Below are 23,030 nucleotides of genomic sequence, written 5' to 3' on the forward strand. Positions count from 1 at the left end.
ATCGCTCCTACAGATAGGATTACCGCAGCCAGCGGCAATCCCGCCTGAGCCGGGACAACGGCACACCCAGCCAAGCCCGTTAAACAAAAGCGCCGCCCCGAAGGCGACGCTTTCAGCCTGCCCAGTCCGGCGGCTTTACTGCGCCCCGCGCGCCACGCGCTCGATCTCCTCGCGCACCAGCCTTTCGACCAGCGTCGGCAAATTGTTGTCGAGCCAATCCTGCAGCATCGGCCGCAGCATCTCCTCGGCCATCTCGTCGAAACCCTTCTTGCCGCGGCTGGCGAAAGCGTCGGAAAGCTCGCCGAAGGCGGCGGCGACCTGCCGGCCCGTATGTTCCGAAAGGATCGCAGGCCGAGCCGGCTGCGCCTCCGGTTCGGATGCCCGGGAGACGCCGGCTTGCGCGGATGCCGTCGCCGGTCGAAGCTCTTCCTTCTCGATCTCGACCTTCTCGATCTCGACCCGCGGCGCGGCTTCCGGCGCACGGGCGGTCGGCTTCGCGGTGACCGTGCTGCCGCCCGCCCGCCGCGATTTCCCGCCGCCAATCGGTCACGATGGTCTCGGCGCTCTGCGTTGCGTTTGCCGCCACGGGCTTGCTCGCGGCCGGTGACGCGCTCGATTGAGCAACGCTCCTGGCTCCGACCTCCGACAAGGTGGTCGGCGAGGGCGACGCCTTGGCAGGCTCGTGGCGAGCCTCGGCGCGCGCCGGAGCAGGATCGGTCGCGGCAAGCTGAGCCTGCACCTCCGCCAGCCTCACCGGCTTGCGGGCGTCGGCATGCAATTCGGAGCGGAAGGCGTCAACCTCGACATTCGGCACGGCAGCGGTGGCCGGCTCCAGGTCCTGGCGCAGTTCACCCGCCTCGGCCGGCTGCTTGCGCCCGGTGTCGCTGTCTTCGATGATCCTCCGGATGGAAGCCAATATCTCTTCCATGGAAGGTTCGCGCTGCGCGCTGCTTGCCGTCGCCATCGTCACATCCGCCGCCCTAGTGACCTGTTGAATTCCGTTCCTGCCCGGTCCGGAATTCGAATCAATGCCGACAGCGTAACCGACCGATCGTCATCCGAGAATCCCCAATCTGGGGACTGCTTGGATTTCAACAGATTAGGCGACGCGCAACCCCGACGAACCACCCACAAAGACAAACGCCGCGCATCCATCGGACACGCGGCGTTGATGAAAGCATGGATCGGAAATCAGCGCCCGTCAGGCGTGCGCAGTCCGTACCATTTGTCCTTGACGGCGTTGTAATGCTCTTCCGGCCTGTATTTGGTGACCGGCAGGCCAAGACGATCGACCGACAGCCGGCCCATCGCCGACAGGATGGCGTAGCTTGCCACGACCACGTCGCGCTCGGAGCTGGCCTGATTGATCTTGGCGGTGATGACGGCATTCTGCGCGTTCAACACATCCAGCGTCGTTCGCTGGCCGACATTGCGCTCTTCGATAACGCCGTTGAGCGCCAGCTGCGCTGCATCGATGACCTGCCTGTTCGCATCCACGCTTTCGCGCGCGGCGACATATTGCGTCCAGGCCGAGACCACCGCCTGGCGCACCTGGTCGCGGCTGACATCGACCTGGATGCGCGCTTGGCTGAGCGATTCCTTGTTTTGCCGCACCAGCGCCGAGGTTCGCCCGCCCGAATAGATCGGAATGGTGAGCGTGGCGCCGATATTGGCCGATGTCGAGGTGCCGTTGGTTCCGGTGAGATCGGGAACGGAGTGGCTGTAATTGTCAGAAATGCCCGCGGACGCCGTCACCTGCGGCAGCAGCGCCCCCTCCGAAGATTTCACCGAGAACGCCGCCGCATCAACGAGATGCTGGGTGGCAAGGATGGCCGGATGTTCGGCGGAAGCGACGGCCAAGGCCGAATCGAGGTTGCCCGGCAACAGCTTGCCAAGCGGCGAGGCCGCCTTGAGCTTGCCCGGCTCGTCGCCGACGATCTGGTGGTAGGTGGCGGCGCTCGCCAGCGCCGTCGCGCGGGCGGCGCTGAGCTGCGCCACGGCCGTGGCGCGCGAGGCATCGGCCTGGGCGACATCGGTGCGGGTGCCCTCGCCGACCTCAAAGCGCGAGCGGGCGGCGCGCGCCTGCTCGGTCAGGAACTGCAGGTTCTGTTCGGTCAGCGCCGCGATCTGGCGGTCGCGAATCACGTCCATATAGGCGCTCGCCGCGTTGAACAGGATGTTCTCTTCGGTGTTGCGCAGGCTTTCGACCGAAGCCTTCACCTGCGATTCGGCGGCGGCGACATTGTTCTTGGTCTGAAACCCGTCGAACAGCGTCTGGTTGATCTGCACGCCGAAACTGCCAGTCGTTATGTTCCGGGTGATGCCTTGCCCGTGGGTGCTGGTATAGTCGATGCTGCCCGAACCGGTGACGGTCGGGCGCCAGCCCGACTTGGCGATGGCAACGCCCTCATCGGTGACGCGTACGCCGGCGCGGGCGGCGTTGAGCTGGGAATTGTATTGGTAGGCTTTGGCGAGGGCGCCCGTGATGGTCTCGGCGGAGGCGGCCAGCGGCGAAAGCGCTGTGGCCGAAACAAGGATAGCTACTAAAACACTCTTGCGTAGAGGCGGCACGTCATTTCCCTCATTCGTTTTGCATGGGAACCACGCCGCGTCAGCCTATCCTTAGTGGATCGACCGCCGCCGCGTTGTTTATCGTTCCCCCGCTGACAGTCTCCCGATAACGCCTGGTTAACCAAATCAGCAACGATTGTCAGACGCAAGCGATCATGACAGCGGCTTCGCTGCAAGGTAAAAACGCTCAGAATTCAAACGCGTGAGCACGTTCGAAGCCCGGTAGTGGCTTAATTGCCGCATTAAAGGCCCGTCTTCCGGTTACAACCCCCCCTGCTTTGAAAAACAGCCGGGCCACGCCAGAGTTGCCCTGTCCTTCGACTGCAACCAGGCGTCCATCTTCCGCAAGCTGGTCGAGCAATGCCTGCGGCACTTCCTCGACGCTGCCGCCGATGAAGATGACGTCGTAAGGTCCCTTGGCGGCGTGCCCCTGCGGCAACGGCCCGGTGACCACCGTGACATTCTGGCAGCCAAGGCTGGAAAGCGTGGATTTGGCGGCCTCCGCCAGCGCGGGATCGCTCTCCAGCGCCACGACGGACCGCGCCAGCCTGGACAGCAATGCGGCGGAATAGCCGGTGCCGCAACCGACATCGAGCACCGAGTCGCTCGCGTCGATCTCGGCCAGTTGCAAAAGCTTGGCGAGCGGCGACGGCTCCATCAGGTAGCGCGCGCCGCTGCCATTCGCGCCATCGGAGATGCGGATATCTTCGTCGATATAGGCCAGATCCTGCTGTCCGGTGCCGACAAAAGCCTCACGCGGAACGGTCAGCATCGCTTCGATGAGCGGTGCGCTGGTTACATCGGTGGTGCGGATCTGGCCGTCGACCATCTTCACGCGGCGTTCGGAGAAATCAGCGCTCATGTCCCAACAATCCGCTCCCCGCGCCCAACACGCGGCTAAAACTTCGACTGGAACCCCGGCGCGGTGGCTGGAGCCCGCAAGCATCTGGAGGCCTCGCCCGGAATCGAACCGGGGTGCAAGGATTTGCAGTCCTCTGCGTAACCACTCCGCCACGAGGCCTCGCAATGCTCCCGGCGTTCCGAGCGCACTCATTATGTTGGCGCTCAAAGGTCGTCAAGCGCTCGCGCGCCATTCCCGACGCTTTCGCATGGAGCGGCCAAAGTGGTGATTACCAATCGGTTGTCAGGGATGCGGGATCGCCGCGGCACAGCCGCCGCAGCCTCTCAGTCGGGCCGGCGCCGGCGTTCCCACCAGACGACGAAACGCCGCCGGTGGCGCCGGATCATGGCGAATTCATAGGACAGGACCAGCAGACCGAGCGGAATCATCCAGAAGCCGAGAATCGGTAGAAAGCCCAGAAGCCCGCCCAGGGTAAGCAGCATGCCGATCGCGATTCGCCAGCCGCGCGAGCGCGGCATGGTGAACTCGCGGCCGAAGATCGAAATCTTCCGTGCCGGGGCGCCGTCATCGTCCGCTGCGGTCATTCAAGCCAAATCCCATCTGCTGCCTAAGCCATCTCAAGGCGACGACCGGCCGCTTTGTTCCGTGCCGGTGTGAGGCCCCTCATATGTGGGGTCGCCGAACGATGGCACAAATAGCCGCATTAAAAAGTGCAGAAAAATTGCGAATTGCTTCTTTGCAAAGCCGAAAGGTGTTTGCTATAGGCTGCGCCACTCACGTCAGAGCCTCCGTTCCCCGGTAGCTCAGTGGTAGAGCAACCGGCTGTTAACCGGTTGGTCGCTGGTTCGAATCCGGCCCGGGGAGCCAAGTTTCCAAAGCATATGGATTTTCAGGAACAGCCCTCGCGACTTATTGGCAAGCGGGTCTTGGCTCGCGGCGGATGGGCTGAGCGTCCTCCGTTTGTATGGCGAGAACCCCTGATCGGGCTGATAAGCTCGATTCAGCCGGAACGTTGCGAGCCTTCTGGTCAGGCCCGGCGTGACTGGTTCTACCCCGCCAGCCTTGCCGGGCCGCTTGTCTTCGAGGTGACGGCCCTGTCGTCGCCGGCTATAGCAATCCCAGAACAAGTGTAAGCAATCAGGCTCGGCGACCTCCCCGTAGCTTCCGTCCGGCACTGCGTAACAAGAAAGAGATGGAGGGCTGCGCCGTTCCGTGGAACGGTAAACGCCCTATGCCTTATCTTCTTCGATCCCGATGCTGTCCCCGTCTCCATGGACCTCGTTCCGGTCCCAGTCGTTGGTCTTGTCGGGGGTTTCGGCAGCAGCATTTCGGGTTTCGCGTCGCTTGTCCTTGCGGGGCTTGGGACCGGGCAGATCGCGCGATGATTTAGGTTCCATTGAGCTTGTCTCTACGGTCGAACAGAACTGCCAACGATAATCGGGCCTGAATGTTCCTGTTGCGAAATGGCCTCATCCAATCGCAAGCGTTCACCGCTGCTTGTCAGGCGTAACGGCCGGCGGCGCCGGCGCGAGGCTCGGGAGACATGCTGCTAGGGAGCGGCAGCTCGCCTCCATCGCTCGCCGTCACCTTCATTCGACCATTCCAGCAGCGCGGTACAATCGATCATTTCGTGAAACTGGGCGCTTGGGTCGAACCGAAGGCACGAGCCGTAAGATCGCAGGCAGCGCAGCCCTTTCATTTTTTGGAGCCTCGCCCGACGTTCCGCTTCGCCCGGCAACGGCCGAGCTGGGTTTTTGTTCTTTTCTATCGGAGACTGCATGAGCAGCCCCTCCGCGAGGTTTTGGTCGTAACCTAACGATCCTATAGCTCGCCCCGCGACGGGCCATCATCCATTTGCAGGCCATGCCTCGAGCAGGGCTGATAGGCAAACCTTACGAATCGGTAAGGAAGGATGCTGCATTCGGATGACGGACTGCCTTGGCTGGCATGGATATAAATCCGGCGTTGCCAGTGCGGGCGTATGTTTTAGTGCAACGCCCCGCCAACCGGCCCGGCAGCCTTTCCTGAGCTGGCTTGCCGGGCCGCTCGCCTTACGGGCACAGGTCCATTTTTTTCCTGCATGGGCCAGATTCCCCTAGCCATTGCACCGGCGAATTTTGCTTTGCGGCTTGGTCGCCCTGCCTTAGCCTCACTGCGCGACACCTTGCCGACAGCCGAAGCCGGACCTTTATACCGTGCCCTTGAAAGCCGCCGCCCATATCGAGGCCATGTCCGCTTTCGCGCTGGCGAATTTCGGCGGTTACGACCGGCCGACGCTGGCGCAGAACGAGAGCGCCTTTCCACCCAGTCCCAAGGCGATCGAGGCCGGCCGGGACGCCGCGGCGCGCAGTCACCTTTATCCTGACCCGGACTGGACCTTGCTGCGCGATGCGATCGCCCGGGCCTATGGGGTCGAGCGCGACCTTATCCTGTGCGGCGCGGGCTCGATGGAGCTGATCGCCTGCACCATCGCGGCCTTCGCCGGTCCCGGCACGGACGTGCTTGCCACGGACCACGCCTATAATTTTGCCGCCTCGGCAGCCGCGCGCGTCGGGGCGACCTATGTCAAGGCGCGGGAGCACGGCTTTGAGGTCTCGATCGACGCCGTCCTGGCGGCGGTCACCCCGGCGACGCGCATCGTCTTCGTCTGCAATCCGGGCAACCCGACCGGCACATGCATCAAGAATACGGAGCTGCTGCGCCTGCGCGCGGCCCTTCCCGGCGACGTTCTCCTGATGATCGATCAGGCCTATGGCGAATTCGACGACCAGGATCCGCACGCCGTCTTTGCGCTGGCCGGGCGGGGCGACACCGTCGTCCTGCGCAGTCTGTCCAAGGCATACGGGCTGGCCGGCGCACGCATCGGCTGGGGTTTGTTCGCGCCCCAAATCGCCGCCGAACTGCGCAAGATGCAGAACTCCAACCAGGTCTCGACGGTGAGCCTTGCCATGGCCGTCGCGGCCATCGAGGACCAGGCCTATATGCGCGCAGCGGTGGCGCGCACATCGGACATTCGCGACCGCTTCGCGCAAGGATTGCGCGCGGCCGGATACGAGGTTCCCGAGAGCCGGACGAATTTCGTGCTGGTGCGCTTTGCCGAGGCGGCGGCAGCGGCGGCCGCCGCCAACGCTTTGCGCGGCGGCGGCATCGTCGTGCGCGGCCTCGCCGGTTACGGCCTCACCGATTGCCTGCGCATCACGATCGGGCCGCAGGACGTCATGGACCGCGCGCTGCGCATCCTGACCGCCCTGCGCGGCCGGCTATGCTGGTAAGGGTTCCATCAGAGGGAATTTCATGACGTCAGACGCGCCGTATCTGCCCGCCCGCGATTTCATCGGCTATGGCGAGCGGCCGCCGCAGGCCGAGTGGCCCGGCGGCGCGAAGCTGGCGCTCAACGTCGTCGTCAATTACGAGGAAGGTGCCGAATACTCGATCGGCGAAGGCGACGGCGTCTCCGAAACGATCCTGTCCGACCTTGCCGTGGCGCCCGCCATGCCGGGCTTGCGCAACCGCAACATGGAATCGCTTTACGAGTACGGTTCGCGCGTCGGTGTCTGGCGGCTCGTCTCGCTGTTCCGGGACAAGGGCGTCGTCCCGACCTTCTATATTGTCGGGCGCGCGCTGGAGCTCAATCCGGCCGCCGGCAAGGCGATCGCAGCACTCGGCAGCGACATCGTCTGCCATGGCTGGCGCTGGATCGACTATGCGCCGCTCAGCGACGAGGAAGAGCGCCAGCATATTGCCATGACGGTGGACACGGTCCGCAAGATCACTGGCACCGATCCAGCGGGCTGGTACACCGGCCGGCCAAGCCTCAACACAAGAAGGCTGGTGGTCGAGCATGGCGGCTTTCTGTTCGACTGCGACGACTACAATGACGACCTACCCTATTTCGTCGAGGTCGGCGCCAAGCGGCACCTCGTCGTGCCGCACAGCTTCGACAACAACGACAGCCGTTATTCGCGCGGCTCCGGTCTCGAGACCGGCAGCCAGTTCTTCGAATATGTCAGCGACGGCGTCGACTGGCTTTTGAAGGAAGGCCAAAATATCCCGCGCATGATGACGGTGTCGCTGCATTGCCGGCTGGCCGCCCGGCCCGGCCGCATGATCGGACTCGAGCGCTTCCTCGACAAGATCACGGCCAATCCCGACATCTGGGTCTGCCGCCGTTCCGACATCGCCCGTCATTGGCTGGACCGGTTCGGCGGCTGAGGCTGGCGGCCGGCGCCGCCAGTTCTCTCCACGATGCCTTTACGACCGCAGCCGCTTGCCTTCCGGGTCGAAGGGTGGATGCGCCAGCAGCACCGCATCATGCGGCCTGCCCAGAATGGCGACGGTCACCTTGTCCCCGGCCTTGGCGGTTCCGGCCTTCACGTAGCCCATAGCCAGCGACTGCTCGACGAAATAGCCATAGGCGCCCGACGACACCTGGCCGATCGGCGTGCCGTCCGGCAGGAAGATCGGCTCGCCGCCGGTGGCGTCCGCGTCCTTGGCCGAGACGGAAAGCATGATGAGCTCGTCGCGCGCGGGCTTCTCGGCGACGGCGAGATAGGCGTCGCGATTGAGGAAGTCCTTGTCCGTCTTGACCAGTCGGTCGAGCTTGACCTCCTGCGGCCAGTATTCCGGCGAATATTCGCGGCTCCAACTGCCATAGCCCTTTTCGACGCGCAGCGACATCAGCGCCCGCGAGCCGACCGGCCCGGCGCCGACTTCCGCGCCGGCCTTGAGCAGCGCGCGGTAGAGCTCGATCTGATCGGCCGCCTTGCAGTGCAGCTCCCAGCCGAGATCGCCGGTGAAGGAGACCCTGAGCGCCACCACATCCACACCGGCGACGGTGATCTGGCGCGAGCGCATGAACGGGAAGGCCTCGTTCGACAGGTCGTCATTGGTCAGCCGCTGCAGCAATTCGCGCGACTTTGGCCCGGCGACGTTGAAGCCGCCGAGTTCCTCGGTGCGCGAGCGGAAGGTCGTACCTTCCGGCAGTGGCACGGATTTGAAGAAGCGCTGGTGGAAGCGCTCGGCCATACCCGAGCCGATCACCATGAACTCGTCCTCCGCCAGCCTGGTCACGGTGAAGTCGCCGGCGATGCCGCCGCGCTTGCCGATCAGCGGCGTGAGACAAGAGTTGCCGACTTTGGTCGGCATGCGGTTGGCGAAGACCGCGTTCAGCCAAGCTTCGGCGCCAGGGCCCTTCACCTCGTATTTGGCGAAGTTGGAGATGTCGATAATGCCGGCATTCTCGCGCAGCATGCGCGCTTCGCGGCCGACCGGTCCCCACCAGTTCTGGCGCGTGAAACCGACCGTCTCCTCGCGCGGTTCGCCTTCCGCGGCGAACCACAGCGGGTGCTCCCAGCCGAAATTGAGACCGAACACGGCGCCCATTTCCTTCTGCATGTCATAGACCGGCCGGGTCCGCACCGGACGGCCGGCGGCGCGCTCCTCGTTCGGGAAATGGATCTTGAAACGGTGGCTGTACTGGTCCTGCACGCGGGCCTTGGTGAAGGCCTTGCCGGCCCAGTGGCCGAAGCGCGCCATGTCCCAGCCGAACATGTCGAGCGAAGGCTCGCCCTCGATCATCCATTCGGCGGCGAGCTTGCCCATGCCGCCCGACTGCGAGAAGCCCGGGATGATGCCGTTGCAGCAGAAATAATTGCTGAGCTCCGGCGCCGGCCCGAACAGCACGGCGCTGTCGGGCGACCAGATCATCGGCCCGTTGATCACCTTCTTGACGCCGGCGGTAGCCGCTGCGGGGACACGCTGAACGGCGCGCATCATGTTCTCTTCGATGCGGTCGAGATCATCGGGAAACAGCTCGTGGCCGAAATCCATCGGCGTGCCGTCCTCGGCCCAGAACTTCATATTGCGCTCATAGGCGCCGATCAGCAGCCCGAGGCCTTCCTGGCGCAGGTAATATTCCCCGTCGCGATCGGCAACCGACGGCAGGCGGCGCCCCATGGAAGCGATCTCGGGGATGGTCTCGGTGACGAAATACTGGTGCTCGGTCGGGATCAGCGGCAGCTGCAGCCCGGCCATGGCGGCGACCTCCCTGCCCCACAGTCCGGCGGCGTTGACCACCCATTGCGTGCGGGATGTCGCCTTTCGGCGTGCGCACGATCCAGCTGCCGTCCGCTTGCGCCTCCGTCGCCGTGACCGGGGTGAAGCGATGGATCTCGGCGCCACGCTGGCGGGCGCCCGCGGCATAGGCCGCCGTTACGCCCGACGGATCGACATTGCCGCCCTCCGGCTCATACATGATGCAGCGTATGCCGTCGAAATCGACCAGCGGATGCAGCCGTTCGGCTTCATCCCGGCCGACTTCGTAGAAATTCATCTTGTAGCGTCGCGCCTTGGCTTCCTGCAGCCTCAGCTGATGCTCGCGCGCCTCGGTCTGGGCGAGATAGAGCGAGCCCGGCTGGAAGATGCCGCAGCCCTGGCCAGTCTCGGCCTCCAGCTCCTTATAAAGCGCCATCGTGTAATGCTGCAGCCGGCTGATATTGGTGGAATCATGCAGGCCGTGGATGTTGGCCGCCGCGTGCCATGTCGAACCGGAGGTCAGCTCGTTGCGTTCCAAGAGCACGACATCGGTCCAGCCGAACTTTGCGAGATGATAGAGGATCGAGCAGCCGATCAGACCGCCGCCAATAACAACGGCTTGTGCATGAGTACGCATATTTGAGCTTTCTTCCCTTTGTTCGGCGACTTGCTTCGCGCTCTTTGGCAGCGCTTTGGGATTTCATTTAGCTGACTGATCGATCGCAGTCGCCGGCGAATTCAGGGGCGCAAGCCGCGCCCCTGAATTGATGCTTGAGCTGCCGGTCTAGGCCTTGTCCAGCCAGACCTTGTCCAGTTGCAGTTCGAATGTCTGGTGCATGCCGAGGTTCTTCACATAGGGGGCATGGTGACGATAGAGCGAGCGCCAGAACGCCTGGACGAGAATGCCGGAGTCCTGCAGGATGAACTCCACGTCCTTCATCAACTCTTTGCGCTTGGCCGGGTCGGCGACGGCCATCGCCTCGTTGAGCTTCTTGTCGAACTCCGGATTGGCATAGCCGGACTCGTTCCACGCCTCACCGCTGCGATAGGCGATCGCCAGCACCTGGACCCCCAGCGGCCGCATGCCCCAGTCGGTGGTCGACCATGGATATTTCGTCCAGTCGTTCCAGAACGAGGAACCCGGGATGATGGTGCGCTTGACCTTGAAGCCGGCATCGCGCATCTGCGCCGCGACGACATCGGCCGGATCCTTCACATAGTCGGCATCGTAGGAGATGAGCTCGAACTCGTGATCCGTCTGGCCGGCCTCGGCCATCAGCGCCTTTGCCTTGGCCAGGTCGCGCGGAACCTTCGGCAGCTCGTAATATTCCGGGTGGATCGGGCAGACGTGGTGGTTTTCGGCGACTTGGCCCAAGCCGCTGTAACCGAGTTTCAGCACAGTTTCGTTGTCGACCGCGAGTTGTATGGCGTTGCGCACGCGTTTGTCGTCGTAGGGCTTGTTGGTTACGTTGGTGCGCAGCACGATAGTGCCGGCGGTGACCACCTGCTCCTTGACCAACCCCATGCTGTCATAGAGATCGACCGTGCCGCCGACCGTCTGGTAGTTGCAGTCGATCTCACCGGCTTCGAAGGCGCTGCCGATGGCGGGGTTGGACGCATCCGATCCGTAGTCGATCCAGTCGACGCCATCGAGATAGGGCGCGCCGCCGAACCAGGTGAAGTCCTTGCGCCGCCGCACCGAAGCCGACTCGCCGACCTTATACGAGATCAGCTCATACGGGCCGGTGCCGGGCGTCTTCAGCATATTGGCGCCATTCTTGTCGAAGTCGCGATGGACGATGACCGCCGGATAGTCGGAAAAGCCTGGGATGATGGTCACGTCGGATTGGTTGCATTTAAGCTTCACCGTATGGTCATCGACCTTGGTGATGGCGCCTTTGGCGGCCTTTTTCGTGGCGGCATCGATCAGCGAACCCATGCGGCCGGCCATCGAATTGCCCTCGGCCGCCTTATCGCACCAGCGCTCGATGTTGTAGACGACGTCATCGGCGTTGAAGTCGTCGCCGTTCGACCATTTCACGCCTTTGCGCAGATGCAGCGTGTATTCGGTGGCATCGTCGCTCACCTCCCAGCTCTCGACCAGATGGCCCTCGAAGGTGAAGTCGGTGGTGTAGCGGATCATGTAGTCGTTGCACTGACGCATGACGTTGGCGATTTCCGACCAGTCCCAAGCGCGCGGATCCTTCATGTCCTTGATGATCATTTGCATCTTCAGGATGCCGCCCTTCTTGCCGGGCACGGGCGCGGCGGCCTTGGCCGGCTCCATCCCTGCCATCGAATAGGCGAGCGCCGTGGAAGCGCCCATCACGCTCGCCATGGCCAGGAATTCGCGGCGGTCCATCCGGCCGCCTTTGACTTCGGCTGCGTAGCTTTCGATGACCGCCGGGACGCGATCACCGTTGCTCTTGAACATTGTCATCGTTGTTCTCCGGTTCAGGGCTTTCCGCCCGTTACATTCCCCTTGCGGCTGCGCATGTTAGGGGCGATGCAAAAATCCCGGAAGGGCTCGACCCTTCACAAACCGCAGAAAACCGGCCTTTGAGGCCTAAAAAAACGATGCCATTGTCCTGTCAAATTTTTGAGGCTGAACCGAACACTATGGTCGCGCGGCGTCTTCCCTGGCCCTGGAAAGTATCCATTCCCTGACCGTGCGGGCGATGTTTCCTTTCGAAAGCTGGCTCTCGGTGAGATAGTAATTCCAGGGACTTGGCGGCCGCACCGGAAACGGCTCGACGAGCAGCCCGCGGCGCATATAGGCATGCGCGAGCGACCGCTGCGTGGCGACCAGGCCGGCTCCCATCGCGGCGAGCTCGAGCGCGATGTTGGAGGCGTTGGTCGACAGGCCCTTGTCGTGGTCCTCCAGGTCGACGCCAAGCGCCTCGGTCACCACCTGCCAGTATTCCTGGCGGCCATGCACGAAGATCCAGTCCACCTTGAGCATGTCGTGCGGCGTCTTCAGCGCATGTTCGCCGTCAAGCATGCCGGGGGCGCAGAGCAGCACCAATTCGTCGTTCCAGAGCGGGGTCGCCGCAGGCGGCCGGTCGTCGAAACGCCGCGTCGAGATGGTGATATCGGCGATCTGCTCGCTCAAGTCCTCCCAGATCGTGCCGTGCAGCACGATCTCTATCTCGGGGTGCTTCTTGCGGAAGGCCGCCATGCAGCCCGCCAGCCAGTTCTCCGCAAGGCTCATCGGGCAGGATACGACCACCGTCCGGTTGCGCGAGGAAGCCACGATCGCCTCGGTCGCCTGGTCGATCTGGTCGAGCGCCTGGCGCAAGGTCGGCAGGAATGCCTCTCCCATCTCGGTCAGCTTCAGGCTGCGCGGATAGCGGATGAACAGCTGCCGGCCGATATAATGCTCGAGCGCGCGCACATGCGTGCTGACCGCGGCTTGCGTGTAGCCCAACTCCTTGGCCGCCGTGGTGAAGCTTAAATGGCGGGCCGAGCTCTCGAACGAGCGGATATAGTTCAAGGGGGGCGGCGGCTTCATCCCGGTCTCCTGCTGCGCGTTTCCTACAGCTATCGCACGCACAAACCGGCCATTCAATCGCAGACAAGCGACATGGCATCAATATTTTTGGTCAAAGCCGCCAAACTAATCGCGTGCCTGCGCGATGAACCCAATTTATTGATGTTGTGAAGAGACAGGGGAGAGAAGCGCGTGGCTGTGCCGTCATACCGGCGTGAGGGGCCTGTCGTCCGTTCTGATACGTTCACGCGCCTGGCCGATTTCGTGCTGCGGCGTCCCGCTTCCGTCTTCCCCCAACCGGTGCTGGAACAGGCCCGTTACCTTCTGCTCGATACGCTCGGCATCGCTATCGCGGCCGGACCGATGGAAGCGGGCCGCATCGCCCGCGACGCCGCGATCCTGCTCTATGGTTCCAGCGATCCGCAATATTCGGCCCGCATGCTGTTCGATGGGCGCCGCGCCAGCATTGCCGGTGCGGCCTACGCCGTCGCCACGCAGACCGACAACCTCGACGGCCACGACGGCTACAGTCCCACCAAAGGCCATATCGGCGTCGCGGTCGTGCCGGCGCTTGCCGCGCTCGCCGAGGCGAGGCCTGACCTCACCGGACCGGAGGCGCTAGCGTCCCTGGTCGTTGGCTACGAAGTCGCCGGCCGTGCCGGCATCGCCTTGCATGCGACGGTGAGCGACTATCACACCTCGGGCGCCTGGAACGCGTTGGGCGTGGCCGCCGTCGCGGCACGACTGCGGCGGCTCGACGGAACCCAATTGCGCGAGGCACTCGGCATTGCCGAGTATCACGGCCCGCGCAGCCAGATGATGCGCGAGATCGCCACGCCGACCATGCTGCATGACGGCTCCGGCCTCGGCGCTCTTGTCGGCCTCTCGGCGGCGGTGCTCGCCGAACGCGGCTTCACCGGAGCGCCGGCGATCACCGTCGAGGCGCCGGACGTCGCGACGCACTGGCAGGATCTCGGCGTGTTCTGGCAATCATTGCATCAATATGTGAAGCCTTATCCGATCTGCCGCTGGGCGCATGCGGCGATCGACGCGGTGCGCCAGCTCAGCCTGGCGCACAATCTCGCCCCGTCCGACATCGCGCATGTCCAGGTGAACAGCTTCCACTATGCCGCCACACTGTTCGACGGCATGCCGGACACGACTTCGAAGGCGCAATACAGCCTGCGCTTTGCCGTCGCGACCTTCATCCTTCATGACCGCATTGGGCTGGAGCATATTTCCGGCTCCGGGCTCGCCGACGCCGCGGTCGCCGACATGCTGACCCGCATTACGGTGACTGAGAGCGAGCGCCACAGCGCCCGCTTCCCGGCCGGTCGCTGGGCCGACGTCGTCATCACGACCAACGATGGACGCGTGCTGATGTCGGGCGACGTGCATGCGCGCGGCGGTCCCGAAGCGCCGATGACCAAGCAGGAAGTCGAGGCCAAATATATGGAGTTCGCAGCGCCCGTGCTCGGATCCGGCCGCGCCGCGGCGATCCGCGATGTGGTGCTCTCGCTCGATGATCGCGACAGCCGCTTCTCCGATCTCTCCGCGTTGCTCTACGATCCTCCCAAGACTTTGAGCTGAGCGCGCAATGCCCCTCAGACTTCTGAAATACGGTCTCAGCAGGGACTATCCGGTCAGCGGCGACATCCCGGCCACGCCCGAGTTGAAGCCGGCCTACGACGTCGTCATCATCGGCGGCGGCGGGCATGGATTGTCCTGCGCGCACCATCTTGCCAAATATCACGGCATAAAGAGCGTGGCGGTGCTGGAGAAAGGCTACCTTGCCGGCGGCAACACGGCGCGCAACACCACCACCATTCGCTCCAACTACGTCACGCCGGAAGGTATCGCCTTCTACAAGGAAGGCGTCGAGCTGTTCGACCGGCTCTCGCAAGAGCTCGACTTCAACGTCATGTTCTCGCAGCGCGGCCAGCTCACGCTGGCGCACACAGAGGCGACGATGCGCAGTTTTCACATGCGCGCCGAGATGGGCAAGCACATGGGCACGCGCACCGAGGTCGTCGACCAGAAGGGCGTCGAGGAGCTTTGCCCGCTTCTGAACATGGACTATGGCGGCGCGCTCGAAATCCTCGGCGGGCTCTGGCATGCCGACGGCGGAACGGCGCGCCACGACGCCGTCGCCTGGGGCTACGCCGCCCAGGCGTCGCGGCGCGGCGTCGAAATCCACCAGCGCACCGAGGTGCAGGGCTTCGAGGTCGTCGGCGACCGCGTCCAGGCCGTCAAGACGAACCGGGGTCGCGTCGCCTGCGGCCAGGTGCTGATCGCCACCGGCGGCATGAACTATGACGTGGCGCTGATGGCCGGGGTCGAGCTTCCGATCCGCTGCTACCCGCTGCAGGCGATGGTGACCCAGCCTTTGAAGCCCTGGCTGCACACGCTGGTCTCGTCGGTGTCGCTGCACACCTATCTCGTGCAGTCCTCGCGCGGCGAGGTCGTCATCGGCGGCGGTTCCGATCCATACCAGCTCTATTCGACGCGCTCGACGCTCGACATGAAGGAGCATCTCGCCGAAGGCGCCGTCCACCTCTTCCCCTTCCTGCAGGGCGTGCGGCTGCTGAGGCAATGGGCCGGCATCACCGACATGACGCCGGATTATAGCCCGATCATGGGCGCGAGCCCGCTCGCCAATCTGTGGCTCGACTGCGGCTGGGGCACGTGGGGCTTCAAGGCGACGCCGGTCGCGGGAAAGCGCATGGCGCAAACAATCGCCGAAGGGCGCGTGCCCGATATCCTGAAACCATTTGCATTGGAGCGGTTCGAGACCTTCCGGCTGCTCAACGAAATGGGCGCGACCGCCGCGAGCCATTGACGATGAAGCTTTTGACCTGCCCCATGAACGGCCCGCGCAACATCGACGAGTTCCAGTCTTTCGGCCCGGTGCGTGCGCGGCCCGATCCGGAAGCAACCGCCGACAGGGAATGGTCGCGCCATCTGTTCCGAGCCGAGAACCGCAAGGGCATTGTGGTCGAGTGGTGGCGGCACGTGCCGAGCAATTATTTCTTCCTGGCCGAGCGCGATCTCGTCAGCAACGAGATCATCCGCACCTTCGACGCTTCGCAACTGCGGGAACGCGCATGAACCGGCTGCCCGCCCCTCTCGGAAGCCGGATCGACCGAAGCCGCCCTATCCGCTTCAGCTTCGAAGGCAAATCCTTCGAAGGCTATGAGGGCGACAGCATCGCCAGCGCGCTCGCCGCCTCCGGCCAGTGGGTGCTCTCGCGTTCGTTCAAACATCATCGCCCGCGCGGCATCCTGTCGATGACCGGAGCCGACGCCAACGCGCTGGTGCAGCTGCCGTCCGAGCCGAACGCAGCCGCCGAGCGCACGCCGATCAGCGAAGGGCTGCGGGTCTGCGCGCAGAACGTCAACGGCTCGCTCGAGCGCGACCGCGACGCGGTCATGGACAGGTTCGGCCGCTTCCTGCCGGTCGGCTTCTACTATCGCACTTTCATGGGTCCGCGCCGCGACAGCTGGCTGAAATTATGGGAGCCGATGATCCGCCGCAAAGCGGGCCTGGGCGTGGTCGACACCAAGGCGCCGCACCGGCATTTCGACAAGACGCATCTGCATTGCGACCTGCTCGTCGTCGGCGCCGGTCCGGCGGGGTTGAGCGCCGCGATCGCCGCCGCCGAGGCCGGCGCCGATGTGATGCTGTGCGACGAGAATCCCGAGATCGGCGGCTCGCTGAGCTACGGCCGCTACGATCCGGCGGTGCTCTCCGGCCTGGCGTCGCGGCTAGAGGCGCTGCCCAATCTCCGGCTGCTGACCGGCACCGTCTGCAATGGCTGGTACGAAGACAACTGGCTGCCGCTGATCGAGGGCGACTGCCTCCACCGGACACGCGCCCGTGAGGTGATCCTGGCGACCGGCGCCATCGAGCAGCCGGCCGTTTTCCGCAACAACGATCTGCCGGGGATCATGCTCGGTGGTGCTGCGCAACGGCTGATCCGGCACTATGGCGTGCGGCCTGGCCAGAGTGCGGTGGTGCTGGCCGCCAACGACGACGGCTACCGGACGGCGCTCGACCTGCTCGACGCGGGCGTATCGGTCGTCGAACTTGTCGATCCGAGATCGGCCGGCGAGGCCGGTCCGCTGGAAGCCGAGCTCCGCGGCAGGAGCGTTACCATCCGCAAGGACGCAACCATCGAGGTGGCGGAGGGCACGGCTGGAAATCGTCACCTTGCCCGCGTCCGTATCGGCGGAAGCTGGATCGCCTGCGACCTGCTGACCGTTTCGATCGGCCAGACGCCGGCATGGCAGTTGCCCTGCCAGGCCGGAGGCAAAGTCGGCTACGATGCCGGGACGCAGATGATGACGATCACGCTTCCGCAAGGTCCCGTCCATCTCGCCGGAGCCGCCGCTGGAACGGACGAGCTGCAGGACGCCATCGCCAGCGGCCGGCGCGCGGCTGCTACCGCGCTTTCGCGACTTGGCCACGCAGCGACGGTGGAACCTCCGGTCACACCAAAGGCCGCCCGGCCACGCTATGTGCAGAAGATCGTAGCGGACCCCAAGGGACGCGACTTCGTCGACTTCGACGAGGATCTGCAGGTCAAGGACCTGCAGAACGCGACCAAGGACGGCTATCGCGAGATCGAGCTGGTCAAGCGCTTCACCACCGTCGGCATGGGTCCGAGCCAGGGGCGCCATTCGGCCCTGGCGACCGCCCGGATCGTCGCCGAGGCAACCGGCCGGACCGTCGGCGAAATCGGCATCACCACGGCGCGTCCTCCGGTGGGGCCGGAAACGCTCGGCGTGCTCGCCGGCCACCACGAAGCGCTGGAGCGCCGCACGGCGCTGCATGCGCGGCACATCGCGCTGAATGCCGCGATGAAACCGGTCGGCGCATGGTGGCGACCCTATTATTACGGCGATGCAAACAGCGCGCAGGAGGCTATCCGCGAGGAAATCCTCGCCGTGCGCCAAGGCGTCGGCCTGCTCGACGTCTCGACGCTCGGCAAGCTGGAGATCCGCGGGCCGGACGCCGGCGAATTTCTCGACCGCCTCTACACCATGGCGCATGCCAACCAACCCGTCGGTCGTGTCCGCTATTGCCTGATGCTCAATGAGATGGGCTCGGTGATCGATGACGGCGTCGCTTACCGGATTGCCGAGGACCAGTTCTACGTCACGGCGACCACCGGCGCCGTCGCGCGCGTCTATGCCGACATGCTGTTCTGGAACGCCGAGTGGCGTCTGAAGGTAGACGTGCTCAACCTCACCGGCGCGTTCTCAGGCCTCAACGTCACCGGACCCAAGGCGCGCCTGGTGCTTCAGGCGCTGGACAGCGACATCGATTTCAGCCGCGACGCCTTCCCTTATCTCAGCGGCCGCGACGGCATGGTCGCCGGTGTTCCGGTCCGCGTGATGCGCATCGGCTTCACCGGCGAGCTCAGCTACGAATTGCACTGCCCTTCGAGCCTGGCACCCAGTCTCTGGGACGCGGTGATGGCGGCCGGACGGCCGCACGGTCTGCGCCCCTACGGACTGGAGGCATCGCGCATCTTGCGCCTGGAGAAAGGCCACATCCTGATCGGCCAGGACACGGATGCGATCACCACGCCGGACGAACTGGGCTTCGGCTGGGCGGTCTCGAAGAAGAAGCCGTTCTTCGTCGGCAAGCGCTCCATCGAGATGCGCGCAAGGCTCGGCCAGACCCGCAAGCTGGTCGGGCTACAATTCCCCGCAGGCGCCCGCAACATTCCCGGCGAAAGCTGCCTTGTGCTGCGCGGAGGCGCACCTGTCGGCCAGATCACCTCGATCGGATATTCGCCGTCGCTCGAGGCACACATTGCGCTCGCCTATGTTCATGTCGACGACCAAGCCGAAGGCAGCCGCGTGACGGTGAAGTGCCGCGATGGCGAACTGGTCGAGGCGCCGGTGGTCGCCCACGCCTTCTTCGATCCCACCAACGCGCGGCAGGAGATGTAGATGACCGCCGGCGCAGCGACTCACATCTACCCCTTCATGCCCGGCGGCGCGGCCGACGGCACGAAGCTGATTTCCGGCGCGGTCGTGCTGAGCGATCTTACCGGCAAGCCATGCTTCGGTCTGAAAGGCGGCGGCAGCGCCGCCTGGCTCGCGGCGCAAGGCGTTCCCCTCCCCGCCGTCAACCGCATCGGCGACCATCGCGGCATGCGGGTCCTGCGCCTCGGTAACGAGGACATCCTGTTTCTCGCCGAGAATGCCGGCGAGACACTCGCCCAGATCAAAGCCGCCTGGCTGACCGCGGTGGCGCCGAAAGGCTACTCATCATGGCGCGAGGAAGGCTGGGCGTGGATGCGGCTTTCCGGTCCCCGCCTCGCCGAAGCGATGAGCGGCCTTTGCGCGCTGGACTTGAGACCGCAAAAATTCGGCGCCGATGATATCGCGCAGACGCGCGTCGGCCATATCGAAGCCGTGACGTTCCGTTCGCCGGCAGGTTTCGACATACTCTTCGACATCACCGCTTCGGCCTACTTCGCCCGCGCCGTCGCGGCGGTGGCCGGCCACCAGCATAGAGGACATCCATGACCCGCCCGCAAGGAACCATCGCTCCCATCCTGACGCCGTTCGAAGACGACGGCCGCATCGCGCGCGATCTCTGGACCTCCCATGCCAAATGGGTGCTCGGCCAAGGCGCGCATTTCCTCTCGCCCTTCGGCACGACGGGCGAAGCGCTGTCGGTGTCGCTGCGCGAGCGCATGCAGGCGCTGGAATGGCTGGTCGAGGCCGGCATCGCACCGGACCGGCTGATGCCCGGCACCGGCGTCACCGCGCTTCCCGAAACGGTCGAATTGTCGGCGCATGCTGTGGCCCTCGGCTGCGCCGCGGTCATGGTGCTGCCCTCCTTCTTCTACACCGGGGCCGGCGACAATGGTCAGGCGCGCTATTACAGCGAGCTGATCGAGAAGGTGGCAAAACCTTCGATGCGCGTGATCCTCTACCATATCCCGCAGAATTCCGGTGTGCCGGTCAGCCCGGCGCTGACGGCAAGGCTGAGCAAGGCTTTCCCGGACACGGTCGTGGCCTATAAGGACAGCGCCGGCGACTGGAACAACACGGCTTCCGTCATCGCCGCCGCGCCCGATATATCGGTCTTTCCGAGCTCCGAGGCGCAGCTCACCAAGGGTCTGGCAAACGGCGCGGCCGGCTGCATTTCGGCCACCGTCAATCTGAACGCCGCCGCCATCCGCCGCCTCTACGACGCAGATCGGAAGGGCGAGGACGTGACCGAGGCGGATGCCGCCGTCAAGGCGTTCCGGAAAGTGATCCAGGATGCCGGGCTGATCCCGGCGATGAAGGCGGTGCTTGCGGTCAAGTCCGGCGACCGGCGCTGGCTGAATCTGCGCGCACCGCATGAGAACGCGACGCTGGAAAGCGGCCAGGCGCTGCTTGCCGCCCTCGGCAGCGCAGCCGACCATATCGGCCGCGATTGAGGCAGCGATGTCGGCGCGCCCAACAATCATCCTGCACACCGACAAGCCGGCCGGCGCGCTTGCCGTGCTCGCCGAGACGCACCCGGATCTCGATGTCCATGCCTGCGACACCTATGCCGGCCTTCCCGCGCTGATCGAGCGGATTGCCGCGGAAGTGGTTTATTCAATCCGCTTTGACGGCACGCCGCGCTATCCGCGCCAGGCCCTCGTCGAGAGCCCGACAGTCAAATGGGTATCGATCGGCGGCTCCGGCACCGATCATCTCGGCCGCTGGGATCCCGCGCATGTGACGGTGACGAATTCGGCCGGTGTCGCCGCCGGCATGCTGGCCGAATATGCGCTCGGCACCATGCTCTCCTTCTCGCTCGACCTGCGTGGCTTCGAGCGTCGGCAGCAGGCCCGCCATTGGGGCGGCGGCCGCGTCGAGCCGATCGAGGGCAAGACCGTCTTAATCGTCGGCCTCGGCAAGACCGGCGAGGCCGTCGCGCGCCGCGCGCAGGCGATGGGCATGAGCACGCTGGGCATCCGCGCCCGACCGAAGCCGATGCCGTCGCTCGACGAGGTGCATGGCCCCGATGCACTGCTGGCACTGATCGGCCGCGCCGATTTCATCGTCTGCTGCGTGCCTCTGCTGCCGACCACGCGCGGCCTGCTTGGAGAGGCTGCCTTCGCCGCGATGAAGCCGTCCGCTGTCCTCATCGACATTTCGCGCGGCGGCGTCGTCGAGGAAGCCGCACTGCTCAGCGCGCTCGACAGCAAGCGGATCAAGGGCGCGGCGCTCGACGTCTTCGCGACCGAGCCGCTGCCGGCCGAGCACCCGCTCTGGGGCTACGACAACGTCGCCGTCACGCCCCATTGCGCGGCGGTCTATGACGGCTGGGACATCAAGTCGGTGCGCATGTTCGCCGACAATCTGGCGCGCTACCGCAAAGGCGAGCCGCTGGAGAACGTGGTCAATCCGGAACGCGGCTATTGAAAGCAGTTCCAGGAAAAGTGCGCAGCGGTTTTCCGCCGGAATTGCGAGAACAAGAATCGAGGGGGAGTGATCCGATGTCACAGGACAGGCGCGGCGGTGGCCGCAGATCGAAGCTCGGACGCGGCGGTGGCGGCATCGCGCAACTGCCGTGGCAGAGCGTGAAAAACCCCTACCCGCCCATGCAGTTGCTCGACGAGGAGCGCATGGAGCAACTGCACAAGACCTCGATGCGCATCCTGTCGGAACTCGGCATCCGGGTCATGAGCGAGAAGGTGATGGACCTGTTCGCTAAAGCCGGCGCCATCGTCGATCGCACGGAGCGGACCATCCGCATCGACGAGAGCATCGTCACCGAGGCGCTGCGCAACGTCCCCTCCTCCTTCACGCTGACCAGCCGCAATCCGGACAAGCAGGTCCATTTCGGCGGCACTTCGCTGGTCTTCGGGCTGGTCGCCGGTCCGCCCAACGTGCATGACCGCATCAACGGCCGCCGCCCAGGAAACCTGCCCGACTACCAGAATTTCATCCGGCTGGCGCACCACTTCAACGCCATCCATATCATCGGCAACCAGGTGGTGGCGCCGATCGAGCTGCCGGCGAATTCCCGCCATCTTGACACCTATTACGCCAATCTGACGCTGAGCGATCTCTCCTTCCATTGCACGGCGATCGGCCGCGCCAGGGCGATGGACGGCATCAACATGATGGCGATCGCGCGCGGCATCTCGGTCGAGGAGATGCGCGCTTCGCCAGGTGTTACGACAATCATCTCGATCAACTCGCCGCGCCTGTTCGACGACGCGATGGCCGAAGGCCTGATCGCCATGGCCGAGCATGGCCAACCGGTGACCGTGACGCCCTTCACGCTGATGGGCGCGATGACGCCGGTGACGCTTGCCGCGGCGCTCTGCCAGCAGAATGCCGAAGCGCTGTTCGGCGTGACGCTGACGCAGCTCGTCAATCCCGGCACGCCGGTGATGTATGGCGCCTTCACCTCCAATGTCGACATGAAGTCGGGTGCGCCGGCCTTCGGCACGCCGGAAAACGCCAAGGCCAATATCATCGCCGGGCAATTGGCGCGCCGCTACAACCTGCCCTACCGCACCTCGAATGCCAACGCCTCCAACGTCGTCGACCTGCAAGCGGCCTACGAAACCGAGATGGCGACATGGGGCGCGGTGCTGGGCGGCGCCAATCTGATCTATCACGCGGCCGGCTGGCTGGAGGGCGGGCTGACCGCGTCCTACGAGAAGCTGGTGCTGGACGTCGAGATCCTGCAGAACATGATGGAGTTCCTGCGGCCCTTGCCGTTCCAGGAGGACGACCTCGGCTTCGAAGCGATCAAGTCGGTGCCGGCCGGCGGCCATTTTTTCGGCGCCGAGCACACCATGTCGCGCTACACAACGGCCTTCTATCAGCCGATGCTGTCCAACTGGCAGAACTACGGTGCCTGGCAGGAGGCCGGCGGCAAGGACGCGCTAGAGCGGGCGACCGAGCTCTGGCAGCAGGCGCTGCACGACTACGAAGAGCCGGTCATCGATCCCGCGATCCGCGAGGAGCTCGACGCCTATGTTGCGCGCCGCCGCGAGGAGATCGCGGCCAATCCGGAAGCTTAGAGCATGATTCCGAAAAGTGGGAGCCGGGTTTTCGG

Annotated in this window: 15 protein-coding genes, 2 tRNA genes and 2 pseudogenes; 11 read left to right on the forward strand and 8 right to left on the reverse strand. The window is 64.7% G+C overall.

All coding sequences use genetic code 11. The features are described 5' to 3' along the window. Positions 1-135 precede the first annotated feature (135 nt). The 5 genes and pseudogenes from ACVMIM_RS24395 to ACVMIM_RS24415 form a co-directional block, all read right to left on the reverse strand. A pseudogene (locus ACVMIM_RS24395) lies at positions 136-964 on the reverse strand (DUF2497 domain-containing protein). 227 nt (positions 965-1,191) lie between these two features. Continuing rightward, on the reverse strand, positions 1,192-2,571 hold the full coding sequence (locus ACVMIM_RS24400) for a TolC family outer membrane protein (RefSeq protein ID WP_278047886.1): 1,380 nt from the start codon (positions 2,569-2,571) through the stop codon (positions 1,192-1,194). 187 nt (positions 2,572-2,758) lie between these two features. Then, entirely contained in the window at positions 2,759-3,433 is a 675-nt protein-coding gene (locus ACVMIM_RS24405) for a protein-L-isoaspartate O-methyltransferase family protein (RefSeq protein ID WP_278047887.1), read from the reverse strand. A gap of 85 nt (positions 3,434-3,518) precedes the next feature. Then, a tRNA-Cys gene (locus ACVMIM_RS24410) sits at positions 3,519-3,592 on the reverse strand. A gap of 164 nt (positions 3,593-3,756) precedes the next feature. Beyond that, positions 3,757-4,017, reverse strand: a complete 261-nt coding sequence (locus tag ACVMIM_RS24415) for a hypothetical protein (protein WP_041004115.1) — start codon at positions 4,015-4,017, stop codon at positions 3,757-3,759. A gap of 208 nt (positions 4,018-4,225) precedes the next feature. Between ACVMIM_RS24415 and ACVMIM_RS24420 the strand changes: the two genes are divergently transcribed. From ACVMIM_RS24420 to ACVMIM_RS24430, 3 genes are all read left to right on the forward strand, one after another. Next, positions 4,226-4,300 (forward strand) — tRNA-Asn (locus ACVMIM_RS24420). A 1,328-nt stretch (positions 4,301-5,628) separates the two neighbouring features. Continuing rightward, positions 5,629-6,705, forward strand: coding sequence for a pyridoxal phosphate-dependent aminotransferase (locus ACVMIM_RS24425; RefSeq protein ID WP_476115017.1), 1,077 nt, complete (start codon positions 5,629-5,631; stop codon positions 6,703-6,705). Between the two features lie 22 nt (positions 6,706-6,727). Beyond that, positions 6,728-7,645, forward strand: coding sequence for an allantoinase PuuE (locus ACVMIM_RS24430; protein WP_476115019.1), 918 nt, complete (start codon positions 6,728-6,730; stop codon positions 7,643-7,645). A 39-nt stretch (positions 7,646-7,684) separates the two neighbouring features. On the opposite strand, the pseudogene ACVMIM_RS24435 reads toward ACVMIM_RS24430, so the two are convergent. The 3 genes and pseudogenes from ACVMIM_RS24435 to ACVMIM_RS24445 form a co-directional block, all read right to left on the reverse strand. Next, a pseudogene (locus ACVMIM_RS24435) lies at positions 7,685-10,103 on the reverse strand (GcvT family protein). A 147-nt stretch (positions 10,104-10,250) separates the two neighbouring features. Beyond that, complete coding sequence (locus ACVMIM_RS24440; RefSeq protein WP_476115020.1) at positions 10,251-11,906, reverse strand: ABC transporter substrate-binding protein; 1,656 nt, start codon at positions 11,904-11,906, stop codon at positions 10,251-10,253. Positions 11,907-12,083: 177 nt separating this feature from the next. Further along, the gene (locus ACVMIM_RS24445; RefSeq protein ID WP_278047895.1) at positions 12,084-12,977 is read right to left on the reverse strand and encodes a LysR substrate-binding domain-containing protein; all 894 of its coding nucleotides are present in this window, start codon (positions 12,975-12,977) and stop codon (positions 12,084-12,086) included. A 171-nt stretch (positions 12,978-13,148) separates the two neighbouring features. On the opposite strand from ACVMIM_RS24445, the gene ACVMIM_RS24450 reads away from it, so the two are divergent. The 8 genes from ACVMIM_RS24450 (at position 13,149) to ACVMIM_RS24485 (ending at position 22,995) form a co-directional block, all read left to right on the forward strand. Beyond that, on the forward strand, positions 13,149-14,546 hold the full coding sequence (locus ACVMIM_RS24450) for an MmgE/PrpD family protein (RefSeq protein WP_476115021.1): 1,398 nt from the start codon (positions 13,149-13,151) through the stop codon (positions 14,544-14,546). Positions 14,547-14,553: 7 nt separating this feature from the next. Then, positions 14,554-15,795, forward strand: a complete 1,242-nt coding sequence (locus ACVMIM_RS24455) for an FAD-dependent oxidoreductase (protein WP_476115023.1) — start codon at positions 14,554-14,556, stop codon at positions 15,793-15,795. Positions 15,796-15,797: 2 nt separating this feature from the next. Continuing rightward, positions 15,798-16,064: a sarcosine oxidase subunit delta gene (locus ACVMIM_RS24460; protein ID WP_476115025.1), complete on the forward strand. Its 267-nt coding sequence runs from the start codon at positions 15,798-15,800 to the stop codon at positions 16,062-16,064. Continuing rightward, positions 16,061-18,916 carry a 2Fe-2S iron-sulfur cluster-binding protein gene (locus ACVMIM_RS24465; RefSeq protein ID WP_476115027.1) on the forward strand — a complete coding sequence of 952 codons (2,856 nt, stop codon included), beginning with the start codon at positions 16,061-16,063 and terminating at the stop codon, positions 18,914-18,916. Before ACVMIM_RS24460 ends, ACVMIM_RS24465 begins: the two co-directional genes overlap by 4 nt. Continuing rightward, the gene (locus tag ACVMIM_RS24470; RefSeq protein ID WP_476115028.1) at positions 18,917-19,498 is read left to right on the forward strand and encodes a hypothetical protein; all 582 of its coding nucleotides are present in this window, start codon (positions 18,917-18,919) and stop codon (positions 19,496-19,498) included. Further along, on the forward strand, positions 19,495-20,403 hold the full coding sequence (locus ACVMIM_RS24475; RefSeq protein WP_476115029.1) for a dihydrodipicolinate synthase family protein: 909 nt from the start codon (positions 19,495-19,497) through the stop codon (positions 20,401-20,403). The genes ACVMIM_RS24470 and ACVMIM_RS24475 overlap by 4 nt, the downstream gene beginning before the upstream one ends. A 7-nt stretch (positions 20,404-20,410) precedes the next feature. Further along, positions 20,411-21,379 carry a D-2-hydroxyacid dehydrogenase gene (locus ACVMIM_RS24480; RefSeq protein WP_476115030.1) on the forward strand — a complete coding sequence of 323 codons (969 nt, stop codon included), beginning with the start codon at positions 20,411-20,413 and terminating at the stop codon, positions 21,377-21,379. Positions 21,380-21,453: 74 nt separating this feature from the next. After that, positions 21,454-22,995: a trimethylamine methyltransferase family protein gene (locus ACVMIM_RS24485; RefSeq protein WP_476115031.1), complete on the forward strand. Its 1,542-nt coding sequence runs from the start codon at positions 21,454-21,456 to the stop codon at positions 22,993-22,995. Positions 22,996-23,030: the final 35 nt, after the last annotated feature.

The sequence above is a fragment of the Mesorhizobium sp. USDA 4413 genome (genome assembly GCF_056280365.1).